General features: G+C 37.9%; 22 protein-coding genes. 11 read left to right on the forward strand and 11 right to left on the reverse strand.

Annotation, left to right across the window (positions count from 1 at the left end):
* Nucleotides 1-5 precede the first annotated feature (5 nt).
* The 5 genes from FCS21_RS07565 (at nucleotide 6) to FCS21_RS07585 (ending at nucleotide 4,184) form a co-directional block, all read left to right on the forward strand.
* A complete protein-coding gene (locus FCS21_RS07565) occupies nucleotides 6-860 on the forward strand; it encodes an SURF1 family protein (RefSeq protein WP_246047095.1) in 855 nt (284 codons plus the stop codon).
* Complete coding sequence (locus FCS21_RS07570; protein WP_246047096.1) at nucleotides 853-1,437, forward strand: redox-active disulfide-containing membrane protein; 585 nt, start codon at nucleotides 853-855, stop codon at nucleotides 1,435-1,437. The genes FCS21_RS07565 and FCS21_RS07570 overlap by 8 nt, the downstream gene beginning before the upstream one ends.
* Nucleotides 1,438-1,441: 4 nt before the next feature.
* Nucleotides 1,442-2,497 carry a COX15/CtaA family protein gene (locus FCS21_RS07575; RefSeq protein ID WP_138622041.1) on the forward strand — a complete coding sequence of 352 codons (1,056 nt, stop codon included), beginning with the start codon at nucleotides 1,442-1,444 and terminating at the stop codon, nucleotides 2,495-2,497.
* 41 nt (nucleotides 2,498-2,538) lie between these two features.
* Nucleotides 2,539-3,447, forward strand: a complete 909-nt coding sequence (gene cyoE / locus FCS21_RS07580) for a heme o synthase (protein WP_246047121.1) — start codon at nucleotides 2,539-2,541, stop codon at nucleotides 3,445-3,447.
* A gap of 77 nt (nucleotides 3,448-3,524) precedes the next feature.
* Nucleotides 3,525-4,184: an SCO family protein gene (locus FCS21_RS07585; protein WP_138622045.1), complete on the forward strand. Its 660-nt coding sequence runs from the start codon at nucleotides 3,525-3,527 to the stop codon at nucleotides 4,182-4,184.
* Nucleotides 4,185-4,229: 45 nt separating this feature from the next.
* Here FCS21_RS07585 and FCS21_RS07590 read toward each other — a convergent pair whose 3' ends face one another.
* Nucleotides 4,230-5,303, reverse strand: coding sequence for a polysaccharide deacetylase family protein (locus FCS21_RS07590; RefSeq protein ID WP_138622047.1), 1,074 nt, complete (start codon nucleotides 5,301-5,303; stop codon nucleotides 4,230-4,232).
* A gap of 71 nt (nucleotides 5,304-5,374) precedes the next feature.
* Here FCS21_RS07590 and FCS21_RS07595 point away from each other — a divergent pair, with 71 nt between their 5' ends.
* Entirely contained in the window at nucleotides 5,375-6,718 is a 1,344-nt protein-coding gene (locus FCS21_RS07595) for an MATE family efflux transporter (RefSeq protein WP_246047098.1), read from the forward strand.
* Between the two features lie 44 nt (nucleotides 6,719-6,762).
* On the opposite strand, the gene FCS21_RS07600 is transcribed toward FCS21_RS07595, so the two are convergent.
* The 4 genes from FCS21_RS07600 to FCS21_RS07615 form a co-directional block, all read right to left on the reverse strand.
* Nucleotides 6,763-7,128 carry a VanZ family protein gene (locus FCS21_RS07600; RefSeq protein WP_138622049.1) on the reverse strand — a complete coding sequence of 122 codons (366 nt, stop codon included), beginning with the start codon at nucleotides 7,126-7,128 and terminating at the stop codon, nucleotides 6,763-6,765.
* A 13-nt stretch (nucleotides 7,129-7,141) separates the two neighbouring features.
* The gene (locus tag FCS21_RS07605) at nucleotides 7,142-7,402 is read right to left on the reverse strand and encodes a hypothetical protein (protein ID WP_118056146.1); all 261 of its coding nucleotides are present in this window, start codon (nucleotides 7,400-7,402) and stop codon (nucleotides 7,142-7,144) included.
* A 37-nt stretch (nucleotides 7,403-7,439) separates the two neighbouring features.
* Nucleotides 7,440-8,018 carry a Fe-S biogenesis protein NfuA gene (gene nfuA, locus FCS21_RS07610; protein ID WP_138622051.1) on the reverse strand — a complete coding sequence of 193 codons (579 nt, stop codon included), beginning with the start codon at nucleotides 8,016-8,018 and terminating at the stop codon, nucleotides 7,440-7,442.
* Nucleotides 8,019-8,267: 249 nt separating this feature from the next.
* The gene (locus tag FCS21_RS07615; RefSeq protein ID WP_138622053.1) at nucleotides 8,268-9,023 is read right to left on the reverse strand and encodes a ComF family protein; all 756 of its coding nucleotides are present in this window, start codon (nucleotides 9,021-9,023) and stop codon (nucleotides 8,268-8,270) included.
* 87 nt (nucleotides 9,024-9,110) lie between these two features.
* Here FCS21_RS07615 and bioH point away from each other — a divergent pair, with 87 nt between their 5' ends.
* From bioH to FCS21_RS07630, 3 genes are all read left to right on the forward strand, one after another.
* Entirely contained in the window at nucleotides 9,111-9,926 is an 816-nt protein-coding gene (gene bioH, locus FCS21_RS07620; RefSeq protein WP_138622055.1) for a pimeloyl-ACP methyl ester esterase BioH, read from the forward strand.
* 90 nt (nucleotides 9,927-10,016) lie between these two features.
* Nucleotides 10,017-10,331: a hypothetical protein gene (locus FCS21_RS07625; protein ID WP_138622057.1), complete on the forward strand. Its 315-nt coding sequence runs from the start codon at nucleotides 10,017-10,019 to the stop codon at nucleotides 10,329-10,331.
* Nucleotides 10,332-10,375: 44 nt separating this feature from the next.
* Nucleotides 10,376-11,398 carry a putative metalloprotease CJM1_0395 family protein gene (locus FCS21_RS07630; protein WP_138622059.1) on the forward strand — a complete coding sequence of 341 codons (1,023 nt, stop codon included), beginning with the start codon at nucleotides 10,376-10,378 and terminating at the stop codon, nucleotides 11,396-11,398.
* On the opposite strand, the gene FCS21_RS07635 is transcribed toward FCS21_RS07630, so the two are convergent.
* Entirely contained in the window at nucleotides 11,395-12,051 is a 657-nt protein-coding gene (locus tag FCS21_RS07635; protein WP_138622061.1) for a TetR/AcrR family transcriptional regulator, read from the reverse strand. The genes FCS21_RS07630 and FCS21_RS07635 overlap by 4 nt on opposite strands.
* Nucleotides 12,052-12,278: 227 nt before the next feature.
* Between FCS21_RS07635 and coaD the strand changes: the two genes are divergently transcribed.
* A complete protein-coding gene (gene coaD / locus FCS21_RS07640; protein WP_138622063.1) occupies nucleotides 12,279-12,749 on the forward strand; it encodes a pantetheine-phosphate adenylyltransferase in 471 nt (156 codons plus the stop codon).
* Nucleotides 12,750-12,757: 8 nt separating this feature from the next.
* Here coaD and mutM read toward each other — a convergent pair whose 3' ends face one another.
* The 5 genes from mutM to radC form a co-directional block, all read right to left on the reverse strand.
* Nucleotides 12,758-13,573 carry a bifunctional DNA-formamidopyrimidine glycosylase/DNA-(apurinic or apyrimidinic site) lyase gene (mutM, locus tag FCS21_RS07645; protein WP_138622065.1) on the reverse strand — a complete coding sequence of 272 codons (816 nt, stop codon included), beginning with the start codon at nucleotides 13,571-13,573 and terminating at the stop codon, nucleotides 12,758-12,760.
* A 37-nt stretch (nucleotides 13,574-13,610) separates the two neighbouring features.
* Nucleotides 13,611-14,108 carry a hypothetical protein gene (locus FCS21_RS07650; RefSeq protein ID WP_138622067.1) on the reverse strand — a complete coding sequence of 166 codons (498 nt, stop codon included), beginning with the start codon at nucleotides 14,106-14,108 and terminating at the stop codon, nucleotides 13,611-13,613.
* Between the two features lie 202 nt (nucleotides 14,109-14,310).
* Nucleotides 14,311-14,466, reverse strand: coding sequence for a 50S ribosomal protein L33 (gene rpmG / locus FCS21_RS07655; RefSeq protein WP_011041084.1), 156 nt, complete (start codon nucleotides 14,464-14,466; stop codon nucleotides 14,311-14,313).
* 24 nt (nucleotides 14,467-14,490) lie between these two features.
* Nucleotides 14,491-14,727: a 50S ribosomal protein L28 gene (gene rpmB, locus FCS21_RS07660; RefSeq protein ID WP_033080349.1), complete on the reverse strand. Its 237-nt coding sequence runs from the start codon at nucleotides 14,725-14,727 to the stop codon at nucleotides 14,491-14,493.
* 200 nt (nucleotides 14,728-14,927) lie between these two features.
* On the reverse strand, nucleotides 14,928-15,665 hold the full coding sequence (gene radC, locus FCS21_RS07665) for a RadC family protein (RefSeq protein WP_138622069.1): 738 nt from the start codon (nucleotides 15,663-15,665) through the stop codon (nucleotides 14,928-14,930).
* A 148-nt stretch (nucleotides 15,666-15,813) separates the two neighbouring features.
* Between radC and coaBC the strand changes: the two genes are divergently transcribed.
* Nucleotides 15,814-17,025, forward strand: coding sequence for a bifunctional phosphopantothenoylcysteine decarboxylase/phosphopantothenate--cysteine ligase CoaBC (gene coaBC, locus FCS21_RS07670; protein ID WP_138622071.1), 1,212 nt, complete (start codon nucleotides 15,814-15,816; stop codon nucleotides 17,023-17,025).
* Nucleotides 17,026-17,089: the final 64 nt, after the last annotated feature.

Genomic DNA, 17,089 nt, shown 5'->3' on the forward strand with positions numbered 1-17,089 from the left:
ATTTTTTGAAATATATTCAACAGCCGAACACAAAAAAACCAACATCATTGCTCAACAATGCCCTTTGGGTAGGGCTAACGCTTATCGTTTTTATTTGTTTAGTGAAGCTGTCTATCTGGCAGTATAACCGTGGAGTAGAAAAGCAGCAGCGAGCTATTCGTATGGTACAGCTTAATGCTGAGTCGCCATTCACGTTAAGTAAAATTGTCGAGCTTGCTAAACCATATCAACTATCTAAATCATCTAAAGAGGTACTGCTTAACGCGCAAGAAAGTATTAATGATTTTCCTGTGATTATTAAAGGGATCTTTAATCGCGACTACCTCTTTTTACTCGATAACCAAGTTGAAAAAGGTGCTTTAGGCTATCGAGTATTACAAGTGGTAGAAACTGCCAATTATGCGGTATTAGTTAATTTAGGTTGGGTGCAAGGTTCAAAAGATCGCAGTGTGCTCCCTGACATTACCCCTTTATATGGTCAAACTAGTTTTCAAGGGAATGTGCGTATTATTGAACAAGGCATTATGTTACAAGCACAAAACTTTACTCAGCCAAGCTGGCCTTTACGTGTACAACAAATTGAAGTAGATAAATTTTCTACCCTGATCTCAACCTCAATAAATAAGCCGCTATTGCCTTTTGTTATCTATGTAAATGCAAAGGAAGATATCGGTTATGTAAAAAATTGGCAGCCAATGGTGATGCCTGCTGAAAAACACTTAGGCTATGCTTTTCAATGGGCTGCTTTAGCTATCGCTTGGCTAATATTGATGATTGTTTTTCGGATAAAAACACAGAAAAAGATTACCAATAACACTGACCATAATAAAAAGAAAAATAAGGCTTTCACCTATGACTAAATTAATGACTTCCTTTAATACGAACAACGCAAATCATAGCAGTCGTGGTAGTTTATTGTTGTTAATTACGGTGTTTGTACTGCCGCTACTCTTAGCTAAACTCGCTTTAGATAATCAGTGGTTAAAACTTGGCGTCACGAATCAAGGTAAATTATTATCACAAAAACTCACCGTGGAGGAGTTAGGTATTAATCAGTCAGCTTTTACTCAACAATGGCTTATTATTTATAAACTCCCTGACGTATGCCCTGAGTTGTGTTTACATAACATTGAAACCGTACATAACAGTTATGTCGCGCTCGGAAAAGATATGCCAAGGGTTTCGGCCTTATTACTTAATAATAATATTTTTTCTACTCAACAATATAAACAACTGGCTAAAAGTCAGTGGCAGATAGTACCGGTAACGCCGCAAATGAATAAACTACTACAAGCGCCACAAGTACTTATTGCGGACCCTTTAGGTAATATTATTTTAAGATATCAACTACCAGAAGAAATAGTGCAACAAGTCGATTTTAGTAAGGCAATCATCGCGGATATGAAAAAGTTATTAAAATATTCTAAGGTGGGTTAACTTGATGGCAAAGCACAGTAAAGAAGTACAGACACTACAACATTTAGTACTGTTCAGCCTGTTATTGGCTATTGTGGTTATTGGCTTGGGCGCTTATACCCGCTTAACTCATGCTGGCTTAGGTTGCCCTGACTGGCCAACCTGCTACGGCTTGATTGATGTTCCTCAAACCAGTGAGCAAATTGCCACCGCCAAACAAGCCTTTCCACAAAGCCCTGTTGAACCAAGTAAGGCATGGAATGAAATGATTCATCGCTATTTCGCTGGCAGCCTTGGTTTACTTATTGCTGCTATCGTATTATTTTCAATTAAATTACGTTTTTCAAAAAATACTAAAATTAACTACCCCATCTTGCTGCCACTTTTTATTTTATTGGTGGTTGTTTTTCAAGCTGCACTTGGCATGTGGACAGTCACTCTTAAATTAATGCCGATAGTGGTTATGGCGCACTTACTGGGTGGTTTTACCACACTTTGCTTACTATTCTTATTATATTTGCGCATTAAAGCGAAAGGAGTTCACGCTAAAGGAGCAAACTTAGTGGATTCTCAGTTAAAAAAATACCGTCGTTATGCGTTATTAGGCATTAGCATTTTAACGGTACAAATTGCTCTGGGCGGTTGGACGTCTTCAAATTATGCGGCAATGAGTTGTGTAGAGTTACCTATTTGTCAGGGGGATTGGTTAGCTAATTTAACGTTTGAGCAGTCATTTGACTTAATTCCTCCCAGTAAAGAAAGCTATGAATTTGGTCATCTAGCACATAATGAACGCGTAACTATTCATGTCAGTCATCGTTTAGGCGCTATTATTACGAGTACATTTCTCGCGTGGTTGGCCATTATGGTCTTTATCAAAGCAAGGAACTATTCGATAAAAACTGCCGCCATGACGTTATTAGTGTTATTAATTATTCAAATTAGTTTGGGGGTGAGTAATGTTTGGTTTTCGTTACCGCTAAAAGTAGCCGTTGCCCACAATATTGTCGCTGCTTGTTTAATGCTAAGTCTAATAGCGTTAACGTATAAATTAAAAAATAATTCTAAGGAGGCATTATGAGTAAAGTTATTCATAAAACGATAACAGTAATATCACCTGCAATGAATACTGAACACCAGCCCTTTGCTATCAAGCCTGTTTTCACCAATTGGCGTGCTTATTACGATATCACCAAGCCTAAAGTTGTCGCTCTATTGGTGCTAACCGCATTAGTAGGTATGAGTCTGTCTGTACCCGGGGGATTACCATGGCAATTACTCATACCTGCCATGCTTGGTATTGGTTTATTGTCTTCTGCCGCCGCCGCGATTAATCATATTGTTGACGAGAAAATTGACACTGTGATGGGCAGAACTCATAACAGACCTTTACCTGAAGGAAGGCTTAGTGTTACTAATGCCATTATTTTTGCCACAACGATGGCTTGTTTGGGTTTTGTTATTTTATATAGCTTAGTTAACCCACTTACTGCATTTTTGACCTTAGCGGGCTTGGTAGGTTATAGCTTTGTTTATACTATGTATTTAAAGCGTGCCACACCGCAAAATATTACTATTGGTGGCTTAGCGGGTGCCATACCACCGTTATTAGGTTGGACCGCAATGACCAATGAAATTACACCTAACGCCTTGTTGTTAGTGCTTATTATTTTTACTTGGACACCACCTCATTTTTGGGCGCTAGCGATACATCGTAAAGATGATTACGCTAAAGTAAATATTCCTATGCTACCGGTAACCCATGGCGTAAGCTTCACTAAAACGCAGATACTGCTATATACAGTCTTACTGTTTTTGGTTTGTTTACTGCCTTATTTAGTGGGGATGAGCAATTGGTTATACTTAATTGGTGCTTGTAGTTTAAATGTGATTTTTTTTGCTTATGCTTTTCAGCTTAAATTTCATGCAAAAACAGATACCGCGATGGCAACATTTAAGTTTTCAATTGTGCACCTTATGTTACTTTTTATTATTTTATTACTCGACCACTACTGGCTACCAATAGGTTAATAATTATAAATTTATTAGTGTCGCTCACCCATTAAAGCCAAATGGCTGCTAAATAACAATGTTAAAGAAGGACTTCAATGAATAAAAAAATCTATGGCATTATTGCCTTAATTTCAATCACCGCAGGTGCGGTTGGTTTTCATCTTATAACCCAAACCAAACAACTTTCTACGCCTGAATATGCCTTACATTATAAGCAAGCACGACCACTGCCCGCTTTTACCTTAACGGATGAGCTAGGGCAGCCTTTTAATAATAACCAGTTGCTCGACAAATGGTCACTTGTTTTTTTTGGTTATACTTCATGCCCCGATGTTTGCCCAACAACGCTACAAAACCTTAATTTTATTTATCAAGATCTCACCACTATTGCCAAGAATAGCCAAGTGCTATTAATATCAGTTGACCCGAAAAGAGACAGTAGTGAAAAACTAAAAAAATACATTAACTACTTTAATCCTAACTTTAAAGCACTGCGCGCAGAGCACGATGTGCTTTTTCCTTTTGCTAGAAATTTAGGGTTGATGTACGCCATTACAAATGCAGAATCGAGTAAAAATGTAGTTACAGGAGAGGAAAAATACTGGGTTGATCACAGTGCTTCATTAGTATTAATCAATCCTGCTGGCAAAGTTGCTGCCATTTTTAGGCCTGAGCAAGCGATAGGCGAAGTACCAACAATTAATAGTGATAATTTATTAAGCGACTATAAAAAAATAGTCGCGCTCTACCAATAATTGGTATAAGTACTATAAGTACACCAAAAGGCAACTATTTAGCTTTTATAAGTGATACCAACTACCATCTTCTTTTAAGATAAACCAAGGTTTAGAATACCAGTAGTAACGTCCTGGCTTACTAATACTTGCCGCAGTGCAATTAGCACGCACTCGACCAACAGGAAGGTCATCACTAAACGTGATGCTAAAGCTTTTATCATCATGCCAAGTGATTTTTTGTTTGCCTAAACTAGAGATATAACAACTTAACGCTGATTTATAAAAGTCACTAGTATCAACATCAAATATAATGCTTTTGGCTTCTTTATATTTAAATACTGTTTCCGCATTGTCACCAGTAAAACTAATATGAAATGCTAACGAGTTTAACTTATCACGTAAGCTAGACAGTTTGTCATAAGGCTTAGAAGCTGGAAACCTAGGTACACTGGTTAAATCAGTTGATAAATCAATTGCACCTGATTGCTGAGAAAAAGCAACAAAGTTATTCGCTTTAGCCCATGCTTGTACGGCTAAATCATATTCGCCATAAGGGTAAGCATAATATCGCCAGCTTTGCCCTGTCTTCTCTTTAATAATGGCTTCAGCTTTTAATAATAATTCTGTTTGTTTACTTAACCATTGTGCTTGCGTTAGTCCTTCACTAATACGTACCATTGAATCATGTTCGTAACCATGGTTAGCAATAATAACGCCTTCATCTGCCATTGATTTTAGTTGTGCCCATGACAAATATTGTGATTTCTCTTTACTATCGTTACGATTAATAATACCGGGATTGACATAAATGGTATACGGAAAAGAAAATTTATCTAAAATGGGCTTAGCGTTTGTTAACACATTGATGTAAGCATCATCAAAAGTAATAGCGACACTTTTATCCGGTAATGGTTGTTGCTTTTTAATACCGTCAATGAGTTCAGATAAAGGTACTACTGTAAAGTTATTATCTTTGAGATATTGTAAATGTACTTCAAATTGTTTTGGCGAAATACTCGTACTTGCTGGCGTACTTTCGCTAACGTGGTGGTATTGTAAAATAACGGCTGCATGACTACTAAGCGTAACGCTCAATAATAATGAAACTGAAAGTAGTCTCCGCCACATATGTTTCATGGTATATATCCTTAAAATGTAATGAAATAGGTATAATGATATCTTTTCTATTGGAACTTTAGGATATTTTTTTGATAAAGACTAGCTCTTTCGAACAACACAAACGCTTATTTTACTTAGCTTTACCCATGGTTTTGTCAAATATCACCGTTCCCCTACTCGGGCTAGTCGATACGGCTGTAATAGGGCATCTCGAGCATGCTTATTTCTTAGGCGGCAGTACCATTGGCGCTATGCTCATTACCCTAGTCGTGTCACTTTGTGGCTTCTTACGAATGTCGACAACGGGTTTAAGTGCGCAAACACTAGGACTCGGCGATTTATCCAAAAATTTGCTCGTATTACTGCGTGGCGTTTTTCTCGCCTTTATTATTGGACTATTACTCATTTTACTGCAAAGTCCTTTTCTTGATATTGCACTAACGGTTGCCGGTGGCTCAGAAAAAGTACAATGGTATGCCTATCAATATGCACAAATTCGTATTTGGGGAGTCCCTGCATCACTAGCAAACTTGGTAATTCTGGGTTGGCTCATCGGTAATCAACAGGGAAAAACGGTGATGTGGGTACTCATTGCCACCAACTTAGTCAACGTTTTTTTAGACTTGGTGTTTGTTTATGTTTTTAATTGGCAAGTACAAGGCGTGGCTTTAGCAAGCTTACTCGCAGAATACTCGGGTATGTCATTAGGTATAGTTTTTATTGCAAAATACTATAAAAACGCGTTGAAAAAATTACTCTTAGATAAGCAACAATTCAACCGACTATTATTAAATAAGCAAGTATTACGCAATTACTTCCAGCTCAATCGTGATATTTTGATCCGTACATTATGTTTACAAGCTTGCTTGTTGTTTATCACTTTTCAAGGTGCACGGCTAGGTGATACTGTCGTCGCCGCTAATGCTATTTTGATGAATTTTCTACTACTAATTTCTTTTAGTTTAGATGGTATTGCCAATGCAACTGAAGCTATGGTGGGTAAAGCTCATGGGGAAAAAAACCTTAAAGAGCTGAAACGAACGGTAAATATATCACTGTTTTGGAGTTTTATCTTTGCTTGTTTTTATGCGTTGTTATTTGCCGTTTTTGGTTCTTTTTTCTTAACGATAATTTCAGACATTCCTAGCGTTATAGACTTCGCTCAACAGTATATCGCGTGGATGGTATTACTACCGCTAGTTTCCTGTTGGTGCTTTTTATATGATGGTGTTTATATTGGTTTAATGCAGGCTAAGGTCATGCGAAATAGTATGATAGTAGCAACTTTCGGCTGTTTTTTTCCCGTATGGTATTTATTACAAGATATGGGTAATCACAGTTTATGGGCTGCTTATTCGGCATTTATGCTGGTGAGAGGGATAAGTTTAGCGTGGCATTTTCATTACTATCAAGCAGAAAGTACTTATGCTTAACTTTGACCAGCGAAATGTTTAACATCGCTTTTAAATAAGAGGTGCTAATACTTAACGTTACATGAGCTACAGTAGTTAATAAGCTGCGCGAGTATAATGCCACAAGCCAAACCGACAACATTGGCAGCCATATCAAGCCATTCGCCATAGCGATTAACATAAGGTTGAATTAACTCAATCGCACCACTAAAGCCAGCAAAGCCTAAAGCTATCCATAACCAATATTTAGGCTTTGCTAATGCTACAGGTAACATTAACGCGCCATAAGCAATAAAGTGGTGGGTTTTATCAGTGCCGGGTACTTGCGGCAAGTGAGCAACAGGCCATAAAGATAAAGTGGCAATAGCAGCAAGTAAAATAACCGTCATGCTAAGCCAATATTGTTTTATTAACTGGATGATAAGTGTCATTAGGTATTATCTATTATTTACTTGAGCGTTTGCTTGTCGATTGGGTGCGATAGAGTATATTTAGCCAGCGATTCGCAAATATGCCTGCATAACCATACGCGGCTAATAAGCATGCTAATATCAGTGTCATAATACCAATTATTTGCCAAAGGTGATGATAAAAATAGCCCAAAGCAATAAAGAACAAACCAATAATAAAAAGGCCAAGCCCACGTAAAAACAGTCTTAAACTGTGCTGTGGGTTTTGGCCTAGTTTTTCTAATAATTTAATCATAGCTAATTAGCGAGGTTTGAACTTTCACCGTTACACTTTAGTAATAAGAGTGTTCGCCGCGCTCATGTTCGGTAGCATCTTTAACGCCTTTAATTTCACCTGCCATTAACTCAATTAATTGCTTTTCAATACCATCTTTTACGGTAACGTCAATTTGTGCACAACCATTACAGCCGCCGCCAAATTGTAGTACTGCATAGCCATCGTCGGTAATTTCTACTAAAGTACATTCACCACCATGACCCGCTAACTGAGGGTTTACTTCTGCTTGTAAAAAGTAATGTACTCGTTCAAACAAAGGCGCATCATCAGCCACTTTACGTAATTTAGCATTAGGAGCTTTTAACGTTAACTGCGATCCCATTTTGTCAGTGGTAAAATCAATTTCAGCATCTTCTAAAAAACTTTTACTATCAGCATCTACCATCGCTGAAAAACCATCAAAAGGAAGTTTAATATCATCAGCCTCAACCGCATCAGGTGGACAATATGATACGCCACATTCAGCTTTCGCTGTACCAGGGTTTACAACAAAAACACGAATATGAGTACCTTCAGCTTGTTGTGAAAGTAAATTAATAAAATGCTTTTGAGCGTTTTCTGAAATAGTGATCATTGTTTTTTGCTCTCTTTGCTCTTTGAAACGGTTATCGCTTTACAATAACATGACTTTAACGCCATGTTAAAGTCTCTTTGATTCACGATAGAAGTCTCTAGTTTAAGGTATCTAGTTAAAAAATACCCGACTACTTTAGTCAAGTATAACCATTTTACGCTGCTATCTAGTTATGTGCCAATGATTTCTATGCTTTTGTTCTAGCCTTGACGTTTTTAGCCACAAGTGATCTATGGATTAAGTAGCTCTCTATTTAGGTAATGTCAGACAAACCGTAACTAAGGTAACTGTTTCAACGCCAGCTTGCTTTAATAATTTACTGATTTCACTGGCAGTACTACCCGTGGTAACCACATCATCAACAAGCAATATATGCTTAACATTACTCGCTAATGAGTATTGTAAAGCAAAGGCATTCGCTAAGTTCTTTCGTCGTTGATGACCTGTTTTACCCATCTGACTATCATTATTTTTCACTCGGATAACAAGGTTAGCCTCATAGGGTAATGATAATTGCTCAGCAAAATCTTTTGCGATGAGGTGTGCTTGATTATAACCTCGTATTTGCCATTTTTTAATATGTAAAGGTACTGACAATACTAAATCGACAGGTTCAATAATATTAGTTTGTAACATTTTTTGCCATTGAGCGCAGAGCAAAGTACTAAATAAACCCGCTAACTCAAAACGACCTAAATATTTCATTTGAGCTAGCCAATGATTAAAAGGGTAAATGTAGGGTGATACAGCAAATAGTCGCTCAAAATGAATTTTAGGTAAAGCATGATAAATAGCAGGCCAATTCAGTAGATTTCCCGCAACGACGTTTTGATCAAAATAAGGTAAATCATTAATGCAGTGTTGACACAATAGCGCCTGTGAGAGCTGATAACCAAGTAAGTCGGTGTTATTAATTTTTGCACCGCATAAATCACAACAACTAATGTGCTTAAGGCCATTAAGGTAATAGCTTTTAAACTTAGTTAAGTCTAGCTTCCATAGCATATCACTTCCCTTCTGCTACTGTTCAATATGTTATAAACTGATATTTTATTCTTTCATTCTCTAAGTACCTAAGGCGCTCTGATAAGCATGGCAAAAAATTTAACACTTTCCACATTTTCTCCTCTCAACTCACTTAAAAAACCTATCATTCCTATTGTACTTATTCATGGTTGGGGGCTAAATTCAGGTGTTTGGCAACCACTACTTGCGCTGTTCAATGACAATAAAGACAGTCACTACCAACTAATAACAATTGATCTTCCTGGTTTTGGCCTCAATAGTGACCTTGATATAACACCATACTCTTTAACTAATATTTGCCAACATATTGAACAGGTTATTGACCAACCTGCTATTTATCTTGGTTGGTCTTTAGGTGGATTAATTGCCACAGAAATGTCACTCAAATACCCTGAAAAAGTTTTAGCATTAATTACGGTGGCCAGCAGTCCTTATTTTGTCGAACAACAAGTTAATCATTGGCCGGGTATAAAAGCACAGGTATTAGATAATTTTCATAAACAATTAGCTAATGATACTGAAAAAACAATCAGTGGCTTTTTGAAAATACAAGCGATGGGTAGCCCACATATTCGACAAGATTTGAAATTAATCAGTCAGCTAGTTATGGCGCACCCTCTCCCTGATCAAAAAGTTTTAGCTCATTCACTAAAATTATTAAGTCAGTGTGATCTTCGCCGGCAACTAACTGATATCAAGCAACCTTTTTTGCGTTTATACGGCCTTAACGATAGCTTAATACCTAAAACAGTTATTGAAAAAATTCGCCACTTAGCACCTGACAGTGATGAGTATTTGTTTGAGTCTGCTTCACACGCACCATTTATCTCCCATCTCGATGAATTTCATCAGGTGTTGAGCGACTGGCTAGCATCCATTTAACGATACAGTATATATAACTTCACCTTTACTTTTTGACTATTTAGGTCAATAATTAACCATTGCAAAGTTATTATTATTAGGAGATTGCCCGTGGAAATACCATCAGCATTCAATTCAGGTTTACAGGGCTTACAAAATGCAAGTGCAACTGCTAACAAGGCTGCAGCTGATATTGCTACGAATACAACATTAAATACTGACGTACAAAAGGCCCCTGGTAACCAAGGTGAAGTAAGCACCGAAATAAGCACTGAGCTAAGTAGTTCAGCTAAACCGTCACAATTACCTGATTTAAATCAAGAGATTGTGAATTTAAAAGTGGCTGAATACCAAGCAAAATCTTCGACAGAAGTCATTAAAAGTGCCGATGACGCTCTTGGCACTTTACTCGATGTCACCGCTTAATTTGTCCATTTTAATCGAGTAACAATTGGTAAATAATTTTACTTATGAATATTACTCCGCACACCACAAGTTTACCTTTAGCAACGGTGGTCAATCAGCCTACGGATGGTTTGCGTCGTGAGAATAATCAACGAGAAATTATCACCAAGGTTATTGGTACCAACCCATCAGCTGCAGATAAAGGTGTCGCTTCAGATAAAGAACGTGCTAGAACACCCGCACAAAGCAATGAACAACTTGATTTTACTAGCCTAAGAAAACAAGCCGAGCATGCAGCAAGCGTTATTACTGAGCAAGATAACCATCAAAATGAACAACAAAGCGGTCAACAAGAACAAAACACAGAGAAGGGACAAGAAGAACAAGATAACCCTAAAGTAAACGCTGTTAAAAATGGTCAATCTGACCAAAACAGCGAGCAAGTACAGGTTGATGAAAAGATTATTAGCCAGTTACAGCAAAGAGACAAAGAAGTAAAAGCACACGAATTAGCTCATGCTAGCACAGGTGGTGCTACTACAGGCTCTCCTTCTTATACTTTTGAAATAGGTCCAGATGGCAAAAAATATGCAGTCGGTGGTGAAGTAGCCGTAGATTTAAGCAGCGTAGCTGGCGATCCTCAAGCAACCATAGTTAAGATGCAAAAAGTGTATGCCGCGGCATTAGCGCCAGCAAATCCCTCAACACAAGATACTAGAGTAGCGGCTAGCGCAGCACAAAAAATTCTCGCGGCACAATCAGAGCTATTAGCCCTGAAAAACGAGAAGTTATCACAAGCACATAGTGCTAATGCCAGTAGTAGCCCAGAGAGCAAAGCCAGTTCGAACTTTTATACTAATAACAGTCGTAATAGCAGCGATGAATTTGATGCGTTAATTAATCGAACCTTTTACGCACAAGATGCTATTGCACCTAGTTCATCTACTGAGCAGCTAAATTCTTTAGCGGTGAATACAGTACAATCTAGTGAAGTTCTACAACGTGCGAACCGCATTGAGAATTTTTACTTCAATATCAGTCAAGGTTACGAAAAACCTGATAACTTTCAATTTGAGATAACAGCTTAACTTATCTCTCTCTCTTTTTGACATCGTTGTAAATACACATCACGGGCTTGATTAAGCTCACTAATAGCATGTGCTTTAGTGTATGGTCGCAAAATAACTAATATTTTAAGTACGCCTTGGTAAAATACCGAATCATTAATTTCATTAACCATAGTCTGAGTTTGATGAAAGCTTACCCAAAAAGTATTAATAAGACGTAGAATACTGACAATATCAGCCAATTCATCATCATTAAAATCAATAAAGTCGGCTTTTTTAAGTGAAATTAATAGCTGGCTAACACGCTCTGAAATAGATTGCTGTACCTCAACATACTTTTCTCGTAAGGCAGGGTTTTTATCTAATAACACGGGTAAATTGCTATAGAAAAAGCGAAACCTCATCGTGGTCTGAAAAACCGAATCCATGTAAAGAATCAATGAATCAAGCGGCTTTATTTGTGCAGAAACCTTAGGCAAAGTATCTAATAACAAGCTACGAGCGTATTCTTCGTAAATAGATAAAATAATGTCTTCTTTATTACGAAAATGATAATACAGATTACCAGGACTAATGGTTAAGTGAGCCGCTATATGGTTAGTAGTAACATTACGCTCTCCTTGCGCATTAAATAATTCAATACTGGCTTGGATTATTTTATCTCTAGTTTTCATGCAATTACTTCTTATCTTATTTGATTAAAACTAACTCAATCATACTATCAAAATTCAGTAGATATAAAGGGTTTTGAGTAAATACTTTAACATTTTTCTTTTATTAATGATTTATGATCAATATTACTAATGATCGATGGCTTACCACTAACATTAAAAGTGCTTGTCACTCGCTTACCGATGACATTACAATGACCAGTAACAATCGATAAAAAACACAACATATCATCATGATAAAAGCTATCTATCCAGGCACTTTTGATCCGGTTACTAATGGCCATAGCGACTTAATTGTTCGCGCCAGTAAGTTATTCAGCGAAGTTATTATCGGCGTTGCTTCAAGCCCGAGTAAACAACCTCGCTTTGATTTAGCACAGCGTGTTGCTATGATTGAACAGGTTACCCAGCATTTAACCAACGTCACCGTTGTTGGCTTTAGCGGCTTACTTGTTGATTTTGCTAAGCAACACCAAGCTAAAGTGCTTATTCGTGGTTTACGCGCAGTATCTGACTTTGAGTATGAATTTCAACTCGCCAATATGAATCGTCGCTTATATTCAGAGCTTGAAAGTGTGTTTTTAACTCCCTCTGAAGGCAATTCATTTATTTCATCTACCTTAGTGAAAGAGGTCGCTTTGCACCAAGGTGATGTCAGTCAATTTGTCCATCCAGTGGTAAAAGCAGCACTAGAGCAATAAAAACTAGATTAATCGTATTGGCAAGTAGGACAAAAGACAGAGCTACGATTAGATTGCCTAATTTCCTCTAATTTAGTCTTACAAACCATACAGGCTTGCCCTGCCCGACCATAGACCATCAATGATTGGGCAAAGTAGCCTGGCCGACCATCTGCCTGAGTAAAGTCTTTAAGGGTCGTGCCCCCTTGTGCAATAGCTGCACTTAGCACGCTTTTGATAATATGAGTTAAACTATTCATGCGTTTTTCATCAACGTCACCTGCTTTGCTTGTCGGTAAAATACCTGCCTGAAATAATGCCTCATTCGCATATATATTCCCCACGCCAACCACAACATGATTATTCATAAGAAAAGTTTTAATAGGCACTTTTCTGTTACGCGCTTTTTCAAACAAATAGCCCTCAGCAAACTCGTCACTAAGTGGCTCTGGACCTAATTTGCTTAATAAGCCCAGTTCATCTTCATCATTAGCTAACCATAACACAGCACCAAAACGCCTAGGATCATTTAAGCGTAAGGTCTTGCCATGTGCAAAAACCAAATCAAAGTGATCATGCTTAGCAATAACGGTGTCCTGCTCAATAACTCTTACCGTACCAGACATACCTAAATGCATTAAGACTGTACCCGTTGAAAAACGTAATAGCAGATACTTAGCACGTCGTTCAACGTTCAGTACTGGTAAACCTATCACTGAGCTAACTTCATCAGGAATAGGCCATCGTAAGCGATGATTGCGAATAATAACGTTGCTTACTTGTTGATTAATAATATGGGGGCTTATACCTAAGCGACATACTTCTACTTCGGGTAATTCTGGCATAATGTCTTCTTATAGCTGAGGGTGAGAACCGTTGTCATTACAAGTTAATAGGGAGTAATTGTTGCGCTAATGTAGCGGGTAATGCCAGCCATATATTGTCTTGTTGCTGATAAATTAATAGCTGATCATTAAGGGGATATAATATCAAGGTTCTTGCGTGTAACTCACTAGCCAAGACAATAGTTACGGTAATACCTTGGGCATTATCAATTACCATGTCGGCCGCTTGCACTAAGCCCTGACTTTGCTGCCAAGAAAATATCATTTGCTCAATTTGCTGCTCAGTTTTGTCCAGTATGATACCTTTCGTGGTTACCTGCCAGCCACGACCAGCACGCTCTACCAAAACATGTTGCGTATCTGATAGTTCAATGTCCAAGGTTAAAATAACGCTATGTTGCGGGAGAATTAATCGCTCAGCTTTATTATTTTCCTCATCAGGAAAAAGCTTATCGTTAGTCGCATTAATTAATAAAATAATAGTCATCACCGAAAAGATGATGACATTGTTCCAACCTGTTCGAGATAATTTCATACTCTTTCCAATAAGCTGATAAAGCTGATAAAGCTGATAAAGCTGATAAAGCTGATAAAGCTGATAAAGCTGATAAATATATCATACCCAATTTTATATAAAATAGCCTCTAACTACCTTTTATAGAGATCGTCTCTGTGGACTGTTTAACGGGCATAAAAAAACCCGGTAAGAACCGGGTTTTTAGTCGAAACAAAATTAATTACTTAATTTTAGCTTCTTTATAGATTACGTGCTTGCGAATGGTTGGATCAAATTTTTTGATTTCCATTTTTTCAGGCATAGTCTTTTTATTCTTATCTGTAGTATAAAAATGACCAGTACCAGCACTAGAAACTAAACGAATTTTATCGCGCATAATAATTTCCTTAGAATAAAGTGATTAAACTTTTTCGCCACGGGCACGGATGTCAGCTAATACTACATCAATACCTTTTTTATCGATAATACGCATTCCTTTCGGAGTTAAACGTAATTTAACGAAACGATTTTCGCTCTCAACCCAAAAACGGTGAGATTGAAGGTTAGGTAAAAAACGACGACGAGTCGCGTTTCTTGCGTGAGAACGGTTGTTACCAACCATTGGCACCTTGCCTGTTACTTGGCAAATTTTAGACATTTGAGTACTCCAATATTAATTTCAGCTCGAGCTATATTTTCCCCAAGACCGTCGTCTCGGGATCCTGAAAAAGGTGGCATATTATAGAGAAACTGATTAATTAATACTAGTCTAAATGGGAAAATACTAAAAAAAAGACTAAAAAACACAACTTTATTTGAATTTTCATTAGCTTATAAATAGCATCATTGGCAACAAAATCAGTAAAGTTCGTTGTGCTCTGCAAAAGAATAGCATTGATTACCTGCCACAATAATATGATCTAACACGCGTATATCAATTAACTGTAGCGCTTGAATTAATCGTTCGGTGATTTGTTTATCAGCAAGACTTGCTTCAGCAATACCCGATGGATGATTGTGGGTGAGTATTACCGCTGCCGCATGATGCTTTAACGCTTGCTCTACCACGACTCTAGGGTAAACAGCTGCCGCATTAAGTGTACCAAAGAATAAGCGTTCAAAGGTTAATACATGATGTTGATTATCTAGAAAAAGTACAGCAAATATTTCACGTGTTTCTAAGCGTAATTCACTTAACAAATAATCTCGTGTTGCTTGAGAGGAAGTTAACGAACAATCTGTCTCTTGAAGACTTTCAGCTAAATAACGTTTAGACATTTCTAAACACGCCTGTAACTGTACATATTTTGCCGTACCAAGACCTCGTCTAGCACAAAAATCTTGCTGACTTGCTGAAAATATTGCCGCCAAGCTGCCAAAACTACTTAATAACTGTCGCGCCAAATCGACCACATTACAACCCTTGACACCAGTACGTAAAAATATAGCTAACAGCTCGGCATCACTTAGACTTAACGCTCCTGAATTTACTAGCTTCTCTCGTGGCCTTTCTGATTCAGGCCAATCTTTTAAAGTATTTGGCTTTATAGTGTTAACTTTCGCCGAGGATTTACTCAATCTTGACCCTTTTAACATAACTGCATCCTTGCTTTACCTTTTAATGTTAATTATAAGCAGAAGATCACGTCTATTTAGCAACGCTTATTTCTAAACTCTTATTTTAAAATAATCACAATCAATGTTATCTTAGCGGACATATTGCTTACTTTAAGATTAGCAGGTTATGCGGATTCTTCAGGACAAAAAAATAGTACTCGGTATTAGCGGCGGTATTGCTGCCTACAAAACACCAGAATTAGTGCGTCGACTCAAAGATTATGGCGCAGAGGTACGTGTGGTTATGACGGATGGCGCGAAAGCGTTTATTACTCCCTTAACGCTGCAAGCGGTATCGGGTAATCATGTATCTGATAGCTTACTAGATAGTCAAGCCGAGCTTGCTATGGGGCATATTGAACTAGCTAAATGGGCCGATTTAATTATTATAGCCCCTGCTACAGCAGATATTATTGCTCGCATTGCCGCGGGTATGGCCAACGATTTACTATCAACATTATGCTTAGCTACTAGTGCTCCCGTAGCCATTGCTCCAGCGATGAATCAGCAAATGTGGCACGCTAAAGCGACTCAAGCTAATATCGATACATTAACGCAGCGATCGCTTTATGTATGGGGTCCTGGTGCCGGTGAGCAGGCTTGCGGAGATGTTGGTTTAGGACGTATGTTAGAAGCAAATGAATTAGCCGCATTAACGAGCGATTTTTTTGCCGAAAAGTACTTACACAACCAACACTGGGTAATTACCGCAGGACCAACGCGCGAGGCAATAGACCCTGTTCGTTATATTTCTAACCATAGTTCAGGTAAAATGGGTTATGCCATTGCCCATGCAGCATTACGTGCTGGCGCTCAAGTAACCTTGGTGTCTGGACCAGTAAATATAGCTGCTCCTGTAGGCTGCCGCCTCATTCAAGTGACGAGTGCCGAGCAAATGCATCAGCAGGTATTGGCCAATGTTAAACAAGCAACCACCTTTGTTGCCTGCGCAGCAGTAGCAGACTATCGTGTTGCTAATATTGCCGATGAAAAAATAAAAAAAGATAATGAGCAAATGCAAATTTCGTTGATTAAGAATCCTGATATTGTTGCTGATGTAGCAAAGCTAGCTAATAAGCCTTTTACCGTGGGTTTTGCCGCAGAAACGCAAAATGTTGAGCATTATGCTCGAGGTAAATTAATGCGAAAAAATTTAGATTTAATTGCTGCTAATGATGTTGCTATAGCAGGACAGGGCTTTAATAGTGATGATAATGCTTTAACGCTTTACAGTACGATTGATAAAATTGATATTCCGCTAGCTAATAAACAAATTGTTGCCAAGCAGTTAGTGTCATTAATTAATCAATATTACCTCGCTAAAAACAACAAAAAATGACATTAAGCACAAGTAGATTGATTAACTTAATGGACAGAATAATACTAACAATAGAGAATTTTTT

Origin of the sequence: Colwellia ponticola (assembly GCF_005885605.1) — a bacterium.
Taxonomy (GTDB): Bacteria; Pseudomonadota; Gammaproteobacteria; order Enterobacterales; family Alteromonadaceae; genus Colwellia; species Colwellia ponticola.

Bases quoted from the DNA above. Each gene is read 5' to 3' on its own strand.
- FCS21_RS07570 (WP_246047096.1), top strand. From the start codon at position 853: ATGACTAAATTAATGACTTCCTTTAATACGAACAACGCAAATCATAGC.
- FCS21_RS07575 (WP_138622041.1), top strand. From the start codon at position 1,442: ATGGCAAAGCACAGTAAAGAAGTACAGACACTACAACATTTAGTACTG.
- cyoE (WP_246047121.1), top strand. From the start codon at position 2,539: ATGAATACTGAACACCAGCCCTTTGCTATCAAGCCTGTTTTCACCAAT.
- FCS21_RS07585 (WP_138622045.1), top strand. From the start codon at position 3,525: ATGAATAAAAAAATCTATGGCATTATTGCCTTAATTTCAATCACCGCA.
- FCS21_RS07590 (WP_138622047.1), bottom strand. From the start codon at position 5,303: ATGAAACATATGTGGCGGAGACTACTTTCAGTTTCATTATTATTGAGC.
- FCS21_RS07600 (WP_138622049.1), bottom strand. From the start codon at position 7,128: ATGACACTTATCATCCAGTTAATAAAACAATATTGGCTTAGCATGACG.
- FCS21_RS07605 (WP_118056146.1), bottom strand. From the start codon at position 7,402: ATGATTAAATTATTAGAAAAACTAGGCCAAAACCCACAGCACAGTTTA.
- nfuA (WP_138622051.1), bottom strand. From the start codon at position 8,018: ATGATCACTATTTCAGAAAACGCTCAAAAGCATTTTATTAATTTACTT.
- FCS21_RS07615 (WP_138622053.1), bottom strand. From the start codon at position 9,023: ATGCTATGGAAGCTAGACTTAACTAAGTTTAAAAGCTATTACCTTAAT.
- bioH (WP_138622055.1), top strand. From the start codon at position 9,111: ATGGCAAAAAATTTAACACTTTCCACATTTTCTCCTCTCAACTCACTT.
- FCS21_RS07630 (WP_138622059.1), top strand. From the start codon at position 10,376: ATGAATATTACTCCGCACACCACAAGTTTACCTTTAGCAACGGTGGTC.
- FCS21_RS07635 (WP_138622061.1), bottom strand. From the start codon at position 12,051: ATGAAAACTAGAGATAAAATAATCCAAGCCAGTATTGAATTATTTAAT.
- mutM (WP_138622065.1), bottom strand. From the start codon at position 13,573: ATGCCAGAATTACCCGAAGTAGAAGTATGTCGCTTAGGTATAAGCCCC.
- FCS21_RS07650 (WP_138622067.1), bottom strand. From the start codon at position 14,108: ATGAAATTATCTCGAACAGGTTGGAACAATGTCATCATCTTTTCGGTG.
- rpmG (WP_011041084.1), bottom strand. From the start codon at position 14,466: ATGCGCGATAAAATTCGTTTAGTTTCTAGTGCTGGTACTGGTCATTTT.
- rpmB (WP_033080349.1), bottom strand. From the start codon at position 14,727: ATGTCTAAAATTTGCCAAGTAACAGGCAAGGTGCCAATGGTTGGTAAC.
- radC (WP_138622069.1), bottom strand. From the start codon at position 15,665: ATGTTAAAAGGGTCAAGATTGAGTAAATCCTCGGCGAAAGTTAACACT.
- coaBC (WP_138622071.1), top strand. From the start codon at position 15,814: ATGCGGATTCTTCAGGACAAAAAAATAGTACTCGGTATTAGCGGCGGT.